Raw genomic sequence first — 18665 nt, 5'->3', positions numbered from 1 at the left:
ATAGATAACATCTATGGCTAACGAAAAACTACGTTATAGCGATCAGGAACTCGAGGAGTTCCGCGCTATCATTGATGAGAAATTGAAGGTGGCAAAGCAGACTTATCATGATTGTATGGCTCAGCTGAACCACTCAGACAGTAATGATGTGGTAGATACATCACCAACCTACAAGGCTCTTGAAGAGGGTAGTGAAGCACAAAGCAAGGAAGAAATCATCCAGATGGCCCAGCGTCAGCAGAAGTTCATCAAGGGATTGGAAGCAGCTTTGGTTCGTATCCAGAACAAGACCTATGGTATTGACCGCGAAACAGGTGAGTTGATTCCTAAGGAGCGTTTGCGTGCTGTACCTCATGCCACTTTGAGTGTAGCTTCTAAGGAGGCTAGAAAGAAGTAATAAATGGAGAAAACAAGTAAAATTAAATACGGATGGCTCGTCACGGCAATGGTGGTTGTGCTTCTTGTTATCGATCAGATTATCAAGGTGTACATCAAGACCCATTTTTGCCTTGGCGAGTCTGTTCGTGTTACTGATTGGTTTTATATCGAATTTGTTGAGAACAACGGAATGGCATGGGGTATGTCGTTTATCGGCAAGTTCTGGCTAAGTCTGTTGCGCCTGGTAGCCATCTGTGCGTTGAGCATTTATCTGCATCGCATCATTAAGCGTGGTACCTATCGCTTGTTATACATTATTTTGGTGGCGCTGGTTCTGACGGGTGCAATCGGCAATATGATTGATTCCATCTTCTACGGACTTATCTTCACCGGTGCCTCACCTTATTATGTATCTTATCTTGTGCCTTTCGGCGAGGGGTATGCACCCGTGCTCATGGGCAAGGTGGTAGATATGTTCCGCTTTCCGTTCTTCACCTATACATGGCCTGAATGGTTCCCTTTCTGGGGTGGACAGCATGGTACATTCTTCGATCCTGTATTCAATTTTGCAGATTCCTGTGTATCAGTCGGCATCATTTCTCTCTTGCTTTTCTGTAGAAAAGAACTGGAAGCTCTCGGAGGTGGTGATAAGAAGAAGGAGGTTAAAGATTCTTCTTTTATTGAAACTGCTGAAGAAAAGATAAAGTCTCAATCTCAAGAAAATAAGGAGGACAAGTAATCATGAAGAAAGCTTTTCTTTATCTCTGTTGGATAGTAACCTTTTGTGCAGCCTTCGCTTCTTGCAAGCCTTCGCTGCCAAAAGATGTGCTCTCTAAAGGAAAGATGACGGATATTCTCTTCGATTATCACATCGCTCTTGCTATGGCGCAGAGCGAAGACGGTGGTAGTGAGAAGAATAGTCTGGCTTATCGCGAGGCTGTACTGAAGAAACATGATGTCACCTCGGCAGACTTCGACAGTTCGATGGTTTATTATATGCGCCATACTGAATTGCTGCATGATGTGTATAAGGATTTGGCTGAAAGATTGGATAAAGAGGTGGTTGCATTGGGTGGAAACAGTGCAGGAAATAGTGATTTTGACAATCTTACTGCTGTTGGCGATACTGCCAATATCTGGAAGGATGCTACTTCGATGGTATTCTCGCCTGATGAGGGCTTCAACAGTCGCAGTTTTAAAATTGTAGCTGATACTGCTTTCCATAAGGGTGACCGGTTCCGTCTTGATTTCGAATCGCAGTTTATCTTCCAGGATGGTATGCGTGATGGTATCGCTTTGCTGGCTGTTCAGTTCAAGAACGATAGTGTGGCACAGACTGTAATTCATATTCAGAGTGCTCAGCACTATAGTGTAGAACTCGCTGATAATGATAGCCTTGGAATTAAATGCATAAAGGGGTACTTTATGTTGAATGAGGGTGGCTTCAGTTCTGATGCCGGTTCTTTGACGACTCTTAAACTGATGTTTGTCAATAAGATTCGTCTCATCCGTATGCATCCTAAAAAGGTGGTACCGGTTTCTTCTGCAGCATCTTCAGATTCGGCAAAAGTAGATACTGCTCGTAAGACCCGTATACCAGGTCCGAGTGTTCCAGCACGTCCGGATGGAGCTTTGGCGCCTCCGACCAGTGCACCGGTTCCTATGCCTGATAAACCTATTCAGATGACGAGTAATTAGTCTGGATGTTTAAGATATGGCTGAAATGAGGAGATGCGGAGCCCATCAGGTGATATTGCCGGATGGCTCGATATTGCAGCAGGCTGTGGTAGAAATACAAGAGGGCAGGGTGGTGAACTACTTCGAGTTTCGCGAGGAGTTGCCGATGACCGAATGGTTAGGCGGCGAAATCCGGGTGGAACGCGATGAGGAAGGCATCCTCCGTGCCCTGTGGAACGGAAAAGTAATCAATAAACATTAAACATTAAACATAAACATTAATAATATGTTAAGCGTAGATCAATTAGAAGACAAGTTGATAGACTTGGCATTTGCTGAGGATATCGGTGATGGCGACCACACAACTTTGTGTTGTATCCCAGAAGACGCCATGGGTAAGAGCCACTTGCTTATCAAGGAAGATGGCGTGTTGGCAGGTGTTGAAATGGCAAAGAAGGTATTTGCCCGTTTCGATCCTACCATGAAGGTAGAAGTGTTGCTTCAGGATGGAACCCATGTTAAGAAGGGTGACATTGCAATGATTGTAGAGGGTAAGACCCGTTCTTTGCTCCAGACAGAGCGTTTGATGCTCAATATCATGCAGCGTATGAGCGGTATCGCTACCATGACCGCTAAGTATGTAAAGCGTCTTGAGGGTACAAAGACTCATATCCTTGATACCCGTAAGACAACTCCAGGTCTTCGCATGTTGGAGAAGCAGGCTGTGAAGATTGGTGGTGGTATGAACCATCGCATTGGTCTTTTTGATATGATTCTCTTGAAAGATAACCATATCGATTTTGCTGGCGGTATCGATAACGCTATCGACCGTTGCCATGCTTATCTCAAGGAGAAGGGTCTCGATCTGAAGATTGAAATCGAGGTTCGCAGTTTCGATGAACTTGACCAGGTATTGAAGCATGGTGGTGTAAATCGTATCATGCTCGATAACTTCTCTGTGCCTGATACTAAGAAGGCAGTAGACATCATCGCAGGTAAGTATGAGACTGAGTCTTCTGGCGGTATCACTTACGATACCATCCGCGATTATGCAGAGCAGGGAGTTGATTTCATCTCAGTTGGTGCCTTGACACATAGTGTGAAGGGCTTGGATATGAGTTTCAAGGCTTGCGAATAAGTGAAGAATGAAGAGGGAAGAGTGAAGAATTCAAATGCTCTTCTCTTTTTGTATATATAAACTTTGTATATATAAATTAAGGTATATTTTATGAATAAGATTTTTGCTTCAGCCTTGATGGCTGTGGCTATGTTGGGCAATGTCTCAGAAGCTGAGGCATGTACCAACTTTATAGTAGGAAAAAAAGCATCGGTTGATGGATCTGTGATGTGTTCATATAGTGCCGATGACTATGGTATGTTCCAAAGTCTCTGTCATTTTCCTGCCGGTAAGCATGCTAAGGGCGAGATGCGTAAGATTTACGATTGGGATACCAATAAATATCATGGTGAGATTCCGGAGGCTGCCGAGACTTATAATGTGATTGGCAATATCAATGAATGGCAGGTCACCATCGGTGAAACTACTTATGGCGGTCGTGAGGAGATGGCTGATTCTACAGGTATCATGGACTATGGTTCACTCATCTATGTTGCCCTGCAGCGTAGTAAGACTGCCCGTGAGGCTATCAAAGTGATGACAACCATCGCCAATACTTACGGTTATAATTCAGAAGGCGAGACCTTTACCATCTGTGATCCGAACGAAGCTTGGATTATGGAGATGATGGGCAAGGGACCAGGCTCTAAGGGCGTGGTTTGGGTAGCTCTCCGTATTCCTGATAATGCTATTTGTGCACATGCTAACCAGAGTCGCATCGGCAAGTTCAATATGAAGGATAAGAAAAACGTGATGTATGCCAAGGATGTCGTTTCTTTTGCTCGCAGTAAGGGATGGTATCAGGGTAAGGATGCTGATTTCTCATGGAAAATGGCATATGCTAAGCCTGATTTCTCAGGACGTCGTTTCTGCGATGCTCGTGCTTGGGCTCTCTTGAATCATTTCTATGATATGAGTCCTTATCTTGATTGGGCTTTGGGCAAGGATCCTAATGCGAAGGATATGCCTCTCTGGGTGGTTCCAAACAAGAAGGTGAGTGTTGCTGATGTTGAGGCTTGCATGCGTGACCATTATGAGGGTACACCTCTTTCTGTTGCTGATGGCACTGATATCGGAGGTGGTATCTGGCAGATGCCTTACAGACCAACTCCATTGATGTTTAAGGTGGATGGAAAGCAGTGCTTCAACGAACGTCCGGTCAGCACCCAGCAGACTGGTTTTGTTTTTGTTAGCCAGATGCGTTCATGGATGCCTAGAGAGATTGGCGGTGTTCTTTGGTTTGGTAATGATGATGCCAATATGGTAGCGTTCACACCAATCTACTGTTCTTCTACAGTTCGTCCTGAGTGTTATAACACACCGGGAGCAGATGCTGTGAATTTCAGTTTCAAGAATGCTTACTGGGTGTGCAATATGACCAGCAATATGGTTTATCCTCGTTACAGCCAGATGTTCCCAACTTTGAAGGAGGTTCGTGATAGTCTGGATAACAGCTATTTTGCTGCACAGCCAGGTGTTGAGGCTAAGGCTCAGGAACTGTATGCACAGAATCCACAGGCTGCTGTCAAGTATCTCAATGATTATGGTATTGAGAAGGCACAGCAGATGTTGGCGCGTTGGCAACAGCTCTTCCAGTTTATGGTAGTGAAGTATAATGACATGATTATCAAGCCAACCAAAAAAGATGGCAGTTTCGAGAAGACTCCTTATGGATTAGGTGCAACTCCAGTTCGTCCTGGGTATCCTGAGAAATATGCCAAGGAACTTATTAAGCAAACAGGAGACAAGTTCCTGGTTCCTGAAACAAAGTAACAATATTTATCATCACATAAAGAAAGCCGATTCAAGTATATTACTATACAAGAATCGGCTTTCCTGTTTTCTAGACTAACAATACTAAATAATCGTATTATAATTTTTAAAGTTACGTCTTTTAAAATCTATTACTTGAAGTATCTCTTGTAGAGACCTGCAAAACCTGCACAGTGGCGGGCTTCATCCTTAGCCATCTCATGAACGGTATCGTGGATAGCATCTGAACCCTGCTCCTTAGCAAGCTTGGCAATGCGGAACTTATCCTCACAAGCACCCTTCTCTGCTGCAATACGAGCCTCGAGATTGCTCTTGGTATCACCCAAAACCTCACCGAGAAGTTCTGCAAAACGAGAAGCGTGATCAGCCTCCTCATAGGCATAACGTTTGTAAGCCTCTGCAATTTCAGGATAGCCTTCACGATCTGCCTGGCGTGCCATAGCAAGATACATACCTACCTCGCCACACTCACCATTGAAATGGTCCTTCAAACCCTTGATAACGTCTTCATTAACGCCATCCTTATATGCCTGACCGAGAACGTGAACGGTAGCAAATGTCATATCGTCATCTACTGCATCTTCCATCTCTTTGAACTTGCTGGCTGGAGCCTTGCAGATAGGGCACTTCTCTGGTGCTTCTGTACCTTCGTAAATGTAACCGCAAACGGTGCAAATAAACTTTTTCTTCATAATGTTTTTGTTTTAAATGTTGTTGTATAATTATTGTTTTTTTTATTAGTGAACAGTCTCTGTGAGAGGTGACTTTACGCCTTTTTTAGCGCATTCTGCACAGATTCCTCTGTAGTAGAGCTGTTCTTCCAATACGATGTTTCCTTCAATTTCCTTTCCTGGTTCCACTTTTGGAGCTGGTTCGCCGAAAAAGTCAATTACCTTGCCACAATTTCTGCAATAGAAATGAACGTGGCTTTTAATATTTCCATCATAACATACGCGATGTTCATCGATTGTGATCATCTGAGCCGCATTGTGTTCACTCAACATTCTGAGTGTGTTGTAAACGGTTGTCTTGCTCAATGTTGGGATACTCTCGGCTAATCCTTTGTACACATCCTCGATAGTTGGATGAGTGGGATGCTTGATGAGCCAATCCATAATGGCAATACGCTGGAGTGATGGTCGGATACCTTTCTCCACGAGTCTTTGATAGGCTTCTGTCTGCTTCATAATTACTTGTTTTTATAATTTGTTGATGCAAAGATAAGCAATTCTTTTGTATCTGCCAAATATTTTTGCAAATATTCCAAAGTATTTTTGAATATTTTACAATTGCATAGTTGTTTTAAGATTTGTTGTGCAAAAAGGGAGAGTCTATGATTCACTTTTGGAAATTATTGATACTAAAACCCTTTTGGAAAAAGTAATTCCCCGTCACGCTACCGGAGTGTTGTGGCGGGGAATCTTATTTGAAAATAAACTTTATACGATATTTCAGGCGATTATCTCAGGTCGATGACTTCTGCTCCTGGACATTCCTTGCTGTTGAAATTGAATGTGCTGTTAGAAACGCTCTTGGCTCTGAAGTTACTTACCGTGATGGTACTCCAGGTATTGCCCTGTCGCATCTTGACAACTGATGGAACATGTGTCTTTTTGTTGATGGTGATATACATTTCGGCTACAGAACGTTTCTGGTTATTGGCAACGAGATGTACTACATAGTTACTGCCTGCTGTCTTGAGCGTTGACTTATAACCAGTCTTATATATATTAATAAAGGTATAAGGGTTCATGGACATCTGCTGAGCCTGTGTAGGGTTGCTGACATTCACCTCGTTGGTTTTCTTTAGATAAGTCCACTGGGTCTTGCCGTTGAACCAGACGATGGCTTGCGGGGTTCGGGCGTTAAACTTGTTGCCTTTGATGGCAATACTTCCGCTTGCTGATCCATACTTAGAACTGCTCATCTTGAAGTTGGCGCTAGCTCCACCTTTGTTGCCAATAACGGCAGCGGTCTTATCAAGTACCTGTTGCGCAGTCTGCGCCATGGCTCCGATGCTCATCATTGCAACGAAAGCCAATGCTAAAATCTTTTTCATTTTTATCTTTTCCTTTCTTTTAAAAATCTATGTTATATCTTCTAAAATTTCATACTCTATCACAAAGCCGTAAAAACGTCTTTTCTCTCTTAGACGTTTTCACGGCTTCAGGGTTTAATAATTTAACCTTTTCCAATATTATCTTCTTTCATACCCTTAGTTCTTTACTAAAATTAAGAGTTTCGAAGTGCCATTAACAGATTATTAAGCTGGTTTTCATCCTGTATCAGTACCTCACGAGGCTTGCTGCCCTGTGCTGCACCTACGATGCCTGCAGCTTCCATCTGGTCCATCAGTCGTCCTGCACGGTTATAGCCGATACTGAACCGGCGCTGGATCATGCTGGTAGAACCCTGCTGCGAAAGAACAATCGCATGGGCTGCCTCTTCGAAGAACGGATCCAGTTCGCGGGCACTGATGCTGCCGCTTCCACCTGCGCTTCCTTCATCATTAGCTGGTTCTGGCAACTCCATAGGTTCGATAGGGCCAGGCTGTTCGCAGATATACTCGTTGATGCGCTCGATTTCAGGTGTATCAACAAAGGCGCACTGTACACGGACAGGTTCGTTGCCGCAGAGATAGAGCATATCACCACGACCAATCAGCTGGTTGGCTCCTGTACGGTCAAGAATGGTCTTTGAGTCGATGGCAGATGTAACCTTAAAGGCGATACGGCCAGGGAAGTTAGCCTTGATATTACCCGTGATGATGCTGGTTGTAGGACGCTGGGTGGCAATAATCATGTGGATACCCACGGCACGTGCCAGCTGGGCGATACGGGCAATAGGAAGTTCTACTTCCTTGCCGGCTGTCATGATCAGATCACCGAACTCATCTATAATCACCACGATGTATGGCATATACTCATGTCCATCAGTCAACTTCAACTTGTGGTTGATATACTTCTGGTTGTATTCTTTGATGTTACGGGCTCCTGCCTTTTTGAGCAAGTCGTAACGGCTATCCATCAGTACACACAGACTGTTCAGGGTTCTAACCACCTTGGTTACATCGGTTATGATAGGTTCTTCCTCATCAGGAACCGCAGCCATAAACTTATTGGCAATACGGGAGTAGACGCTAAACTCCACCTTCTTAGGGTCGATGAGAACCAGTTTGAGCTCGTTTGGATGTTTCTTGTATAATAACGAGGTGATGATGGCATTCAAACCTACAGATTTACCCTGTCCGGTAGCACCCGCAACAAGCAGGTGAGGAATCTTTGCCAAATCAACCATAAACACTTCGTTGGTAATGGTCTTACCCAAAGCGATAGGTAACTCCATCTTGGTTTCTTGGAATTTCTTTGAGTTTAAAGTACTTTCCATACTAACGATGTTCGCCTTTGCGTTAGGTACCTCAATACCGATGGTTCCCTTACCTGGGATAGGAGCGATGATACGGATGCCGAGAGCTGCCAGGCTCAAGGCGATGTCATCTTCCAGATTCTTGATCTTAGAGATACGTACGCCTTCTGCAGGCTGGATTTCGTAGAGTGTGATGGTAGGACCAACCGTAGCACGGATGGTTTTGATCTGTACGCCAAAGTTGCCCAGCACCTCGATGATGCGGTTTTTGTTGGCGCGCTGCTCTTCCTCATCGATGGATACGCCGTCATCCTCATACTTCTTCAGAAGGTTGAGTACCGGATATTTATATCTGGTGAACGGCTCCTTCGGATTGATCGGAGTATTCAGTACTTCTGCATTGCTCAAGGTGTTGCCTGTAGCCTTCTCGTCGGCTGTGGCTACAGAGATGTCCATACCTATATGCTCAGAAGCTGCAGCAGCCTCGGCAGCTTGCTTTTCCAATGCTTCCTTTTCAGCCCGTTTTGTACGGAGTTCGCGCTGACGTGCAATGAGTGACATATTCTCGTTCTGCGTGCCGTTGGCTATAGCGATGGTTTCATCTTTATCTGTATCACCTTCTGTTCCTGTAGCTTCCTGTCCGTCTGCCTCTGATTCAACAGGCGTAGAAGGTGTGTCTGGGGTTGCGAAAGTCTGGTCCGGATCCAGATTCAGGTCGATGACTTTGGCAGGTTCTTCTTCCTTATATTCTTCTTTCTCATCCTCTGTGCCAGGACCATATGCTGCGTTGGCGTATACCTCGTCGATAGCTTCCGTATCTTTCCTGTTCTTTCCATGGTTAGTAATCTCGAATTTCACCTTATTTGATATATAACCGATAGGGTTGAGTGCTTTTCTGATTACCGTAATGGTTTCTGTGGTGAGATAGGTGAGGAATGCTACCGCCACGAAGAAAAGAATGGCAGTAAGTCCTGGAGGACCCATGATGTTCTCCAGATTCTGCACGACAAAGAGTCCGTGCTTTCCGCCCGGATTGAATGTGAGGCTTGGCATGATAGGTGCGATGAACTTGGCAAAGGTTACCGACATCCATAGCATGACCACAATCATGCAGAAGAACCATTTCCACAGGTTCAGCTTGTAGGCATGCATCATCTGCAATCCCACCATAATGACAAAGAATGGGAGCATGAAGGCTGGAAATCCGAAATTGATGGCAATGAGCCAATAGGATACAATGGCTCCCCAGGATCCGCAGTAGTTCTGAAACAGTTTTTCCGTGTTGGTCCATTCGCCCGGCTTCAGATTTTCGAGCAAACTCTGGTCATTGGCTCCTGTGTTGAGAAAGGAGATCATAGCGATGATGATAACCACAGCAATGACTACCAAGGCTAATCCTATGAAAAAGTCGGTGATAGTATTGTTGAAAATATACTGTAAACCAATAGCTTCGCTAAAGGTTTTGGTCTTTTTTTCAGTTCTTTTTTTAGCCATTTTATATATTTTTGAATAATTTATCTGCAAAATTAGCGAAAATAATTGAGAAAACAATTCTTTTTCTCATCTTTTTTTTCTAATTTTGCAACTTGTAAAGAATAAAAAGCATAATGAAGATTATTTTCACTAGTTTCGACAAGGCGGCAATCACGAATTTGCCAAGAGCTTTGTTTCCTGGCAAAATCGTAGTCGTTGACAAGCCTGAAGATACAGAAGCGGCTGTTAATGACCTACTTAGCCATTATATACTGGGCGTGGATACAGAAACGCGCCCATCATTCAAGCGTGGTCAGGCTTACCATGTTTCGTTGTTGCAGGTGAGTACACATGATACTTGTTATCTTTTCCGCCTGCATCATACGGGCATGACTCCTGCCATCATTCGCTTGCTCGAAGATACCACCGTGCCAAAAGTAGGACTTTCCTGGCACGATGACTTGCTGCAGCTCCATAAGCGAGCTGCTTTTAAGGCTGGTTACTTTATCGAGTTGCAGGATGTTGCAAAGAACTTTGGTATCGCAGACATGAGTCTGCAGAAACTGTATGCTAACCTGTTTCACCAGAAAATCAGCAAGGCGCAACGGTTGAGCAATTGGGAGGCCAGCGATTTGAAGGAATCGCAGGCTCTCTATGCAGCTACAGATGCCTGGTGCTGCATTAATCTGTATGAGGAATTCAAGCGTTTGTCTGCTACAGGCGATTACGAGCTCGATGAACTCAGGGTATAATATAAGGTGGTAAGGAATAGAAATTGATAATCGTAAGAAACTTCATATATAAATATGTATAAAAGCGTATATTTAAAGAAAGGTAAGGAAGAATCGCTCAAGCGTTTTCATCCATGGATCTTCTCGGGTGCTATCCAGGCAATGGATGAGGGCATAGAGGAGGGCGACATTGTGAGAGTGTTTACCCGTAGTGGTGAATTCATTGCTATAGGTCATTATCAGATCGGTTCTATCGCTGTACGTGTTCTTTCTTTTAGAGATATAGAGATTGATGAGGAGTACTGGTGTGCCAGATTGGATTCGGCATATAAGATGAGACTCGCTTTGGGTATTGCCGGTAATTCATCCAATACTACTTATCGCTTGGTTCATGGTGAGGGTGATAACTTGCCGGGACTTGTTATCGACTGCTATGGACCTACTGCTGTCATGCAGGCCCACAGTGTGGGTATGCATGTTTGCCGCATGGAGATAGCCAAAGCCTTGAAGAAGGTGATGGGCGAAGCACTGGAGAATATCTACTATAAGAGTGAGACGACCTTACCGTATAAGGCTGACCTCAGACAGGAAAATGGCTTTATACTGGGAGGTGATGCTGATGATGTTGCTGTAGAGAATGGACTGAAATTCCATATCGACTGGTTGCGTGGTCAGAAAACGGGTTTCTTCGTAGATCAGCGTGAGAACCGTTCGCTGCTCGAGCATTATGCCAAGGGTAAGAGCGTGCTCAACATGTTCTGCTATACCGGCGGTTTTTCTGTTTATGCGATGAGAGGCGAGGCTAAGGCTGTTCACTCCGTAGACAGCAGTGCCAAGGCGATAGAATTGACCAATGAGAATATTGCGCTCAATTTCCCTGGAGATGCACGCCATGAGGCTATCTGCGAAGATGCCTTCAAGTATCTTGATGAACATGACCAGCAGTATGATCTGATTGTTCTTGATCCTCCAGCTTTTGCCAAGCACCGTGCGGCTTTGCGCAATGCGTTGAAGGGCTATACCCGCCTGAACGTAAAGGGCTTGCAGCGTATTAAGAAGGGCGGCATCCTTTTTACCTTCAGTTGCTCTCAGGTGGTTACGAAGGATCAGTTCCGCAATGCTGTGTTTACTGCAGCAGCGCAGGCTGGAAGAAAGGTTCGCATCTTGCACCAGTTGCACCAGCCTGCCGACCATCCTATCAATATTTATCATCCGGAAGGTGAATATTTGAAGGGATTGGTTCTCTATGTAGAATAACAAATGATTAAAGGATAGATAATGAATAAGTTCAAAACGTTTACAGCCTTGATGCTCTTGCTGGTTATAGGATTTGCAGGATGTGGCAAGTCGGAAGCAGAACGTCATCGCTTGAGCAAGAAGGAAAAGGCTAGATTGGATAGCCTAGACCGTGCTGCGCTGAAGATAGCGGTGATGCCAACAATGGACTGCCTGCCAATCTTTCTGGCATGTGATGACAGTATCTTCCAGCAGCAAGGTGTAGACGTACATTTGCGTAGATATACTGCACAAATGGATTGTGATACTGCTATCGAGCGCAAGCGCGTAGAGGGAGCCGTGACCGATCTGATTCGTGCTCATCATATAGAGAAACGGGGTACTGCCTTGACGTACCCTATTTCTACCAATCTTTATTGGCAGTTTATCACCAATAAGCGTTCGCGTATATCCGAACTGAAACAACTGTCAGATAAGATGGTGGCAATGACCCGCTACTCTGCAACTGATTATCTGGCTACTTTAGCAATCGATAGCGGTAAGCCTAAATATGATGCTTATAAGGTTCAAATCAACGATTTGAACATCCGTCTGCGTATGTTGCTTAACAACGAGATGGATGCCATGTTGCTGCCAGAACCTCAAGCTACCAAAGCACGACTTGAACAGCATGTAAAACTCTTTGACAGCAGAGATAAGAACTTGCAGTTAGGTGTTGTTGCTTTCCGCAAGAAAATACTTTCAGAACCGCGCCGTAAAGACCAAGTTGCCAAGTTTATCAAGGCGTATAATATTGCTGTTGATAGCATAAACAGTCGTGGAGTACAGCATTATGCAAGAATCATCACAAAATATACGGGTGCCGATGCTAAAACCATCAGTAATCTTCCAAAACTTAAATATGAACACGCTATGGAACCAAGACGTCGTGACCTGGCTGTAGCACAAAAATAAGCGGCTTATGAAAAGAGAAGATTTTAGCTGGACAAAGTTTTCGCATGAAAATGTCACTATGATATCCAGAATAGAGGCAATTCGCAAGATAATTGATCAGGAAGTGGGCTTGGAGCCATGTCTGCCAGGAATAGCGGAAATTGAACAAAGATATGATGCTTTATATCATGATTATATAGATGGCAAACTTAAACATCGGGAACTTTATGATCTTGCTTCAGATTTGGATATGGATATAGACACGCTCTATAGTAAAATGCGCCACGAATGGATTTTGGCTAATGAGTCTACATTTGTTGCACTTCGCAAAAGAGCTCAGAATCTGACAAGTTTTGATGAGGTACAGGAAACCTTTGAGAAATTTGCTACAGATGAAGCTATGCTAAATTTGAGGGTAGACTTGTCTGAAGAACAGATAGACGAGGAAAGGCAAAAGATACAGGAGCAGCTGAATGCCTATCGCAATATGGTGTTTTCTTATATTTTGACAACTGAAGACTGGAATGATGATTTTGTCAAGAATATTCTTGATATCATCGCTTCCGATTTGGTAGATCCATACACCATCAATATGCTCGTTTCGGCTGTTTCATTGTCATGCTCTGTATTCTTTGATGCCCCTAGACTTGCAGTCTTGATGCGCTTAATCAAGTCTGACGACAGTACTTGCAGTGTTCGCCAGCGAGCTTTGGTGGGTTTCGTTTTCTGTGCAATAACCAATTCGGGTGAAAAACAGAAATATTGGGATTCTGCTGCTGGCTTGATCATGGATGATGAATTTTTGGCAGCCTGTGTTGATCTCCAACGCCAGATGCGTCTATGTCTTACAAGTAAAAAGGATAGCAAGGAGATGATGCATTCCGTGGTGAAGACCATGTTCACTTCTTTTACTCAGGATTTGGCAGAAAAGATAGACCAAACGGGTGAATTGGGACTTAATTGCTTCTCAGCAGATGGGGAGAATCCTGATGATGCCCTTAAGGGAGCCTTCGACTATATGTTAAATTCAGAAGATATAGGAGTTGATGTCTATTATCATCAGTTTGCCAACCAGAAGAGCTTCGGTCATTTCCATTCACTCTATAATTGGTTTGTTCCTTTCTATGTCCGTAATTCTACGCTCAAGAATGTTCGGGCTACGATGAAACAGCATCGCAATTTCATCAACAATCTCTTGAGAGGCGCCTCTATGTGTGATACCGATCTGTATAGCATCATTCTTTCATTGAATAATACATCTAAGGAATTTATTGAATCATTGGATGTTACCCCGGAAAATATGGTGTCTGGTCCTGTTTTTTATGACGAAGAAGATGAGGAGGAAAAAGAGCAGAATACCGAAGACCCAGTAGAGGATGAGACTGATTCTACAGAAGCAAAGGATTCTGAAAATGTCACACTGCTTGATTCGGTAATGGAACATGAAGAGAATCTCTCTGAAGAGGAAAAGAAGAAACGTGCAATCAGGGTTCGTCATCGCTATGTGCAGGACCTCTACCGATTCTATACTCTCTCTCCAATGAGGAAGGCATTTGATAATCCTTTCGAAGTGCAGAAGGAAATTCCTTTCTTTACTACGGGACTGTTTGCTAAACCGGAATATGACAAGTATCGCCTGTCGCTGGCCCGTTTCTCTGCTAAAAGAGGTGACTATGCCTTTGTTAGCAAGATTTTGCGTAATCTGGAAAAATATACCGACGAAGAGCATATGATGCTTGCATTGGCATACAAATCGGAGGAAAAATATGATGAAGCGCTTGAACATCTCTATGTGATTAAGAATACAAGCCCAACTTATAAGGCTGCCACGGAGTTGAAATTAGAAATAGAAGAGGAGATAAAAGACCCGGCGGCTTTAATAACATTGAATTGCTTGATTAAAGAAGAATCAGATGAGAATAAGCAGTTTAAGCTCAAGCTGAAAAAGACCGATCTCTTATTGAAACTCCATCATTATAAAGAGGCTTTGGAATGGGCTTTCCAGATGGATGAACAGTATCCTAAGGAAGAACAGGTAGAATGCAGACTGGCTTTCTCTTTGCTCTTTTCAGAATCGGAAGGCGATAAAAACATTGACCATGCAATGGCTTTAATAGAACCTTATCTGCAAAATAGTGATGATAATGAAATCAGGGATATATTGAATTCTGACATGACAGATATGGATAAGGATGAAAAGGAACGCATATTCATGAAAATGTTATCTGCGATGGTGAGCAAAGTTTCCAAGCCACAAGACCACAGATGGGAGTCTATGAAATTTTTCTATTATGGACTCTGCGTTCTCGTGAAAAAGGGAGGAACTGCAGCTATCAGATTTTTGAATGAAGCATCTGGTCATGCAGCTTTTTCCCCTAAGGAAGATATAGATGCATTCGGCCTGCTCGATATGGGAAATTGGCTTGATGATCGTGGTATTGCGCCTATAGAATTGGAATTTATAACAAAAAAAGTTTTCGAGGAAAGGAAAAACAATAAAGATGGCGGAGAATAATAAAAATAAGAATAAGGTACAGATAGATCCAACCTACGCCCATTTGCAGCCGCAGGCTGTGAATGTGGAGCAGGCGGTACTGGGTGCCTTGATGATAGATTCTGATGCCTTTTCGGTGGTGTCGGAGTTGCTCAAGCCGGATACTTTTTATGACCCGCGTCATAAGAGAATATATCAGGCTATCCAGGTGATGAACATGGAGGAACGGCCTGTGGATATCATGACTCTTGCCGATCAGTTGGCCAAGACTGGCGAACTGGATAAGGTGGGAGGAGCACAATATCTCATGGATATTTCTGCAGGCATGGCTTCGGCTGCCCATGTAGAGTCGCATGCCCGTATCCTGGCCCAGAAATATATGCAGCGCCAGTTGATTCATTATGCCGGCGACATCGAGACGATGGCGTATGAAGAAGGTGTGGATGTGGATGAACTGATGCAGAAAGCTGAAGGTGAACTCTTCCAGCTTTCGCAGAACAATATGAAGCAGGATTATACACAGATTGATCCGGTTGTAAAGGAGGCCGTTGCCATCTTGCAGCGCGCTGCTCAGAACTCGGGTGGTCTTACTGGTATTCCTACGGGTTATCGTGGGTTGGATGATATGACATCAGGTTGGCAACCGTCCGACCTTGTGATTATCGCCGGTCGTCCTGCCATGGGTAAGACTTCCTTTGCATTGAGTATTGCCAAGAATGTGGCGGTAGATTATGATGTGCCTATCGGATTCTTCTCTCTGGAAATGAATAACGTTCAGTTGGTGAACCGACTCATCTCGAATGTTTGCGAGATTTCGGGTAAGAAAATACTGAACGGACAATTGGAACAGCCAGAATGGGAACGGTTGGATAAAAAACTGAGAAAACTGACAGGTGCACCTATTTATATTGATGATACGCCTGGTCTTTCTGTTTTCGAACTCCGTACCAAGGCGCGCCGACTGGTAAGGGAAAAGGGTGTTAAACTGTTGATGATTGACTATCTCCAGCTGATGAATGCCAATGGTATGAAGTTTGGTAGCCGTCAGGAGGAGGTATCTACCATCTCCCGTTCGCTCAAAGGTATTGCCAAAGAGCTGAATATTCCTGTGCTTGCTCTTTCGCAGCTCTCCCGTAATGTAGAGAACCGTGAGGGTTTGGAAGGAAAGCGACCTCAGTTGAGTGACCTCCGTGAATCCGGTGCCATCGAGCAGGATGCCGATATGGTGCTTTTCGTTCACCGCCCGGAATATTATCACATCTATCAGGATGAAAAGGGTAATGACCTTCATGGTATGGCACAGATTATCATTGCCAAGCACCGTAAGGGCTCTGTTGGAGATGTTCTTCTGAACTTCCGTGGAGAATTTACCCGATTCCAGGATCCGCAGGATGCTGCAGCAGCACCTGTCGAAGAAGGTGGTGAGATTGTAGGCTCTAGGATGAATGGCGGAGGGCAGGATGGTAGTCCGCTACCACCGCCGCCTGCTGAGAATCTGCCTTTCTAAGGTTAGAGTTTGTCAATTTTTTCACTCAAGAACTGGCTTTTTCGCCAAATTCTTGCACAGGATTAACGTTTTTGGGTAAAAAATCCATAAGATTATAGGAATTTGTTATCATTTCTATTAAAAAAGTTATAAATTGTTTGCTAGTATCAAATAAAAGTGTTACCTTTGCATGCGAATTTAAGAATATAACATAATAAGATAGATATGAGAACAACATTGTTGAACATTACAAGCATTATTATTCGACTTCGACTGCAGTTTGTGGGCGGAAGTGATAAGGTGTGCGTATAGTTCATCGCTTAAGATATTAAAAGCCTTTCTACACTTCCGTCTATGGAGTGGGGGAAGGCTTTTTACTTTATCTGATGCTTCTGCACGGATTGCTATATAAATGTAGTGCGTTCTGAATGTGTAGCTCTTATATATATAATAAGGTGTAAATTTAAAATTTTAAAGATATGAGTGACAGATTATACATTTTCGACACGACCCTCCGCGATGGCGAACAGGTTCCGGGATGTCAGTTGAACACAGTTGAGAAGATTCAGGTGGCAAAGCAACTGGAGCAGTTGGGCGTGGATGTAATTGAGGCTGGATTTCCTATATCAAGTCCGGGCGACTTCAATTCAGTGGTAGAAATCTCTAAGGCTGTAACCTGGCCTACTATTTGTGCACTTACCCGTGCCGTAGAAAAAGATATTGATTGTGCTGCTGAGGCTTTGCAGTATGCCAAGCATAAGAGAATCCATACCGGTATCGGTACCAGCGACAGTCATATCAAGTATAAGTTCAATTCTACCCGCGAGGAAATCATCGAACGTGCTGTAGCTGCTGTCAAGTATGCTAAAAAGTATGTTGAGGACGTAGAGTTCTATGCTGAGGATGCAGGCCGTACCGATAATGAGTATCTGGCTCGTGTCGTAGAGGCTGTTGTCAAGGCGGGTGCTACTGTAGTGAACATTCCTGATACTACAGGTTATTGTCTGCCTGATGAATATGGTGACAAAATCAAGTATCTCATGGAGCATGTTGATGGCATTGACAAGGCACGCCTTTCTACCCACTGTCATAACGACCTCGGTATGGCTACTGCCAATACCCTGCAGGGTGTTTTGAATGGTGCACGCCAGGTTGAGGTTACCATCAATGGTATCGGTGAGCGTGCAGGTAATACTTCGCTCGAAGAGATTGCCATGATTCTTAAGTGTCACAAGCATATCGATATTGATACCAACATCAATACCACCAAGATTATTCCTACCTCACGCATGGTGAGCAGCCTGATGAATATGCCTGTCCAGCCAAATAAGGCTATTGTGGGTCGCAATGCCTTTGCTCATTCTTCCGGTATCCATCAGGATGGTGTCTTGAAGAATGTTCAGACTTACGAAATCATTGATCCTAAGGATGTGGGATTGGATGACAATGCTATCGTATTGACAGCCCGTTCTGGTCGTGCTGCATTGAAGTACCGTCTCCATGTCAATGGTGTAGAGATTAATGATGAGGAGAAGCTCGACAAGATTTACAAGAAGTTCCTCCAGTTGGCTGATAAGAAGAAGGAAGTTACCGATGAGGATGTTTTGATGCTTGCCGGTGCTGATTCTGCTGATAAGCATGGTGTTCAGCTCGACTGGTTGCAGGTTACTACAGGTAAGGGCGTGAAGAGCGTGGCAAGTATCGGTCTTGATATTGCAGGTCAGAAGTTTGAGGCTGCATCATCTGGTAATGGTCCGGTAGATGCTGCTATCAATGCTCTCAAGAAGGTCATCACCAAGGAGATGAACCTCAAGGAGTTCACCATCCAGGCTATCGACAAGGGCTCTGATGATGTGGGCAAGGTTCACATGCAGGTAGAATACGATGGTCATGTATATTATGGCTTCGGTGCAGATACCGACATCGTTACGGCTTCTGTTGAGGCTTATATTGATTGTATTAACAAGTTTAAGATTAGATAAACATATATATAACAAGAGA

16 protein-coding genes are annotated in these 18665 nt (G+C 43.9%); 12 read left to right on the top strand and 4 right to left on the bottom strand.

Annotated elements, in window-relative coordinates:
- Window positions 1–13: 13 nt before the first annotated feature.
- From F7D47_RS14230 to F7D47_RS14205, 6 genes are all read left to right on the top strand, one after another.
- Window positions 14–397 carry a TraR/DksA family transcriptional regulator gene (locus tag F7D47_RS14230; protein WP_022120972.1) on the top strand — a complete coding sequence of 128 codons (384 nt, stop codon included), beginning with the start codon at window positions 14–16 and terminating at the stop codon, window positions 395–397.
- Between the two features lie 3 nt (window positions 398–400).
- A complete protein-coding gene (locus F7D47_RS14225) occupies window positions 401–1117 on the top strand; it encodes a lipoprotein signal peptidase (RefSeq protein WP_153085481.1) in 717 nt (238 codons plus the stop codon).
- 2 nt (window positions 1118–1119) lie between these two features.
- Entirely contained in the window at window positions 1120–2076 is a 957-nt protein-coding gene (locus F7D47_RS14220; RefSeq protein ID WP_153085482.1) for a DUF4296 domain-containing protein, read from the top strand.
- 16 nt (window positions 2077–2092) lie between these two features.
- A complete protein-coding gene (locus tag F7D47_RS14215; protein ID WP_117586629.1) occupies window positions 2093–2317 on the top strand; it encodes a hypothetical protein in 225 nt (74 codons plus the stop codon).
- Between the two features lie 24 nt (window positions 2318–2341).
- Window positions 2342–3193, top strand: coding sequence for a carboxylating nicotinate-nucleotide diphosphorylase (nadC, locus tag F7D47_RS14210; protein ID WP_006846832.1), 852 nt, complete (start codon window positions 2342–2344; stop codon window positions 3191–3193).
- 117 nt (window positions 3194–3310) lie between these two features.
- The gene (locus F7D47_RS14205) at window positions 3311–4945 is read left to right on the top strand and encodes a dipeptidase (RefSeq protein WP_437181628.1); all 1635 of its coding nucleotides are present in this window, start codon (window positions 3311–3313) and stop codon (window positions 4943–4945) included.
- A 131-nt stretch (window positions 4946–5076) separates the two neighbouring features.
- Here the strand turns inward: F7D47_RS14205 and F7D47_RS14200 are convergent, their stop codons facing one another.
- The 4 genes from F7D47_RS14200 to F7D47_RS14185 all read right to left on the bottom strand — a co-directional run bounded on the left by F7D47_RS14200 (window position 5077) and on the right by F7D47_RS14185 (window position 9805).
- Window positions 5077–5637, bottom strand: a complete 561-nt coding sequence (locus F7D47_RS14200; RefSeq protein ID WP_022120967.1) for an NADH peroxidase — start codon at window positions 5635–5637, stop codon at window positions 5077–5079.
- Window positions 5638–5682: 45 nt separating this feature from the next.
- Window positions 5683–6132, bottom strand: a complete 450-nt coding sequence (locus tag F7D47_RS14195; protein ID WP_117693059.1) for a Fur family transcriptional regulator — start codon at window positions 6130–6132, stop codon at window positions 5683–5685.
- A 272-nt stretch (window positions 6133–6404) separates the two neighbouring features.
- Window positions 6405–7004: a LolA-like putative outer membrane lipoprotein chaperone gene (locus F7D47_RS14190; protein WP_117693060.1), complete on the bottom strand. Its 600-nt coding sequence runs from the start codon at window positions 7002–7004 to the stop codon at window positions 6405–6407.
- A gap of 173 nt (window positions 7005–7177) precedes the next feature.
- Window positions 7178–9805, bottom strand: coding sequence for an FtsK/SpoIIIE family DNA translocase (locus F7D47_RS14185; RefSeq protein ID WP_153085484.1), 2628 nt, complete (start codon window positions 9803–9805; stop codon window positions 7178–7180).
- Window positions 9806–9915: 110 nt separating this feature from the next.
- Between F7D47_RS14185 and F7D47_RS14180 the strand changes: the two genes are divergently transcribed.
- The 6 genes from F7D47_RS14180 to F7D47_RS14155 all read left to right on the top strand — a co-directional run bounded on the left by F7D47_RS14180 (window position 9916) and on the right by F7D47_RS14155 (window position 18646).
- Entirely contained in the window at window positions 9916–10536 is a 621-nt protein-coding gene (locus F7D47_RS14180) for a 3'-5' exonuclease (RefSeq protein ID WP_117586623.1), read from the top strand.
- Window positions 10537–10590: 54 nt separating this feature from the next.
- The gene (locus F7D47_RS14175) at window positions 10591–11772 is read left to right on the top strand and encodes a class I SAM-dependent rRNA methyltransferase (protein ID WP_022120962.1); all 1182 of its coding nucleotides are present in this window, start codon (window positions 10591–10593) and stop codon (window positions 11770–11772) included.
- Window positions 11773–11793: 21 nt separating this feature from the next.
- The gene (locus F7D47_RS14170; RefSeq protein WP_153085485.1) at window positions 11794–12705 is read left to right on the top strand and encodes an ABC transporter substrate-binding protein; all 912 of its coding nucleotides are present in this window, start codon (window positions 11794–11796) and stop codon (window positions 12703–12705) included.
- A 58-nt stretch (window positions 12706–12763) separates the two neighbouring features.
- Entirely contained in the window at window positions 12764–15199 is a 2436-nt protein-coding gene (locus tag F7D47_RS14165) for a hypothetical protein (RefSeq protein WP_153085486.1), read from the top strand.
- Complete coding sequence (gene dnaB / locus F7D47_RS14160) at window positions 15186–16685, top strand: replicative DNA helicase (protein WP_022120959.1); 1500 nt, start codon at window positions 15186–15188, stop codon at window positions 16683–16685. The genes F7D47_RS14165 and dnaB overlap by 14 nt, the downstream gene beginning before the upstream one ends.
- Before the next feature lie 458 nt (window positions 16686–17143).
- Window positions 17144–18646, top strand: coding sequence for a 2-isopropylmalate synthase (locus F7D47_RS14155; protein WP_022120958.1), 1503 nt, complete (start codon window positions 17144–17146; stop codon window positions 18644–18646).
- Window positions 18647–18665 lie beyond the last annotated feature (19 nt).

The organism is Segatella copri (assembly GCF_009494835.1).
In the GTDB taxonomy this organism is placed as follows: Bacteria; Bacteroidota; Bacteroidia; order Bacteroidales; family Bacteroidaceae; genus Prevotella; species Prevotella copri_F.
Note: the sequence above shows the minus strand (reverse complement) of the source record. Positions and strands in the feature narration are given on the sequence as shown.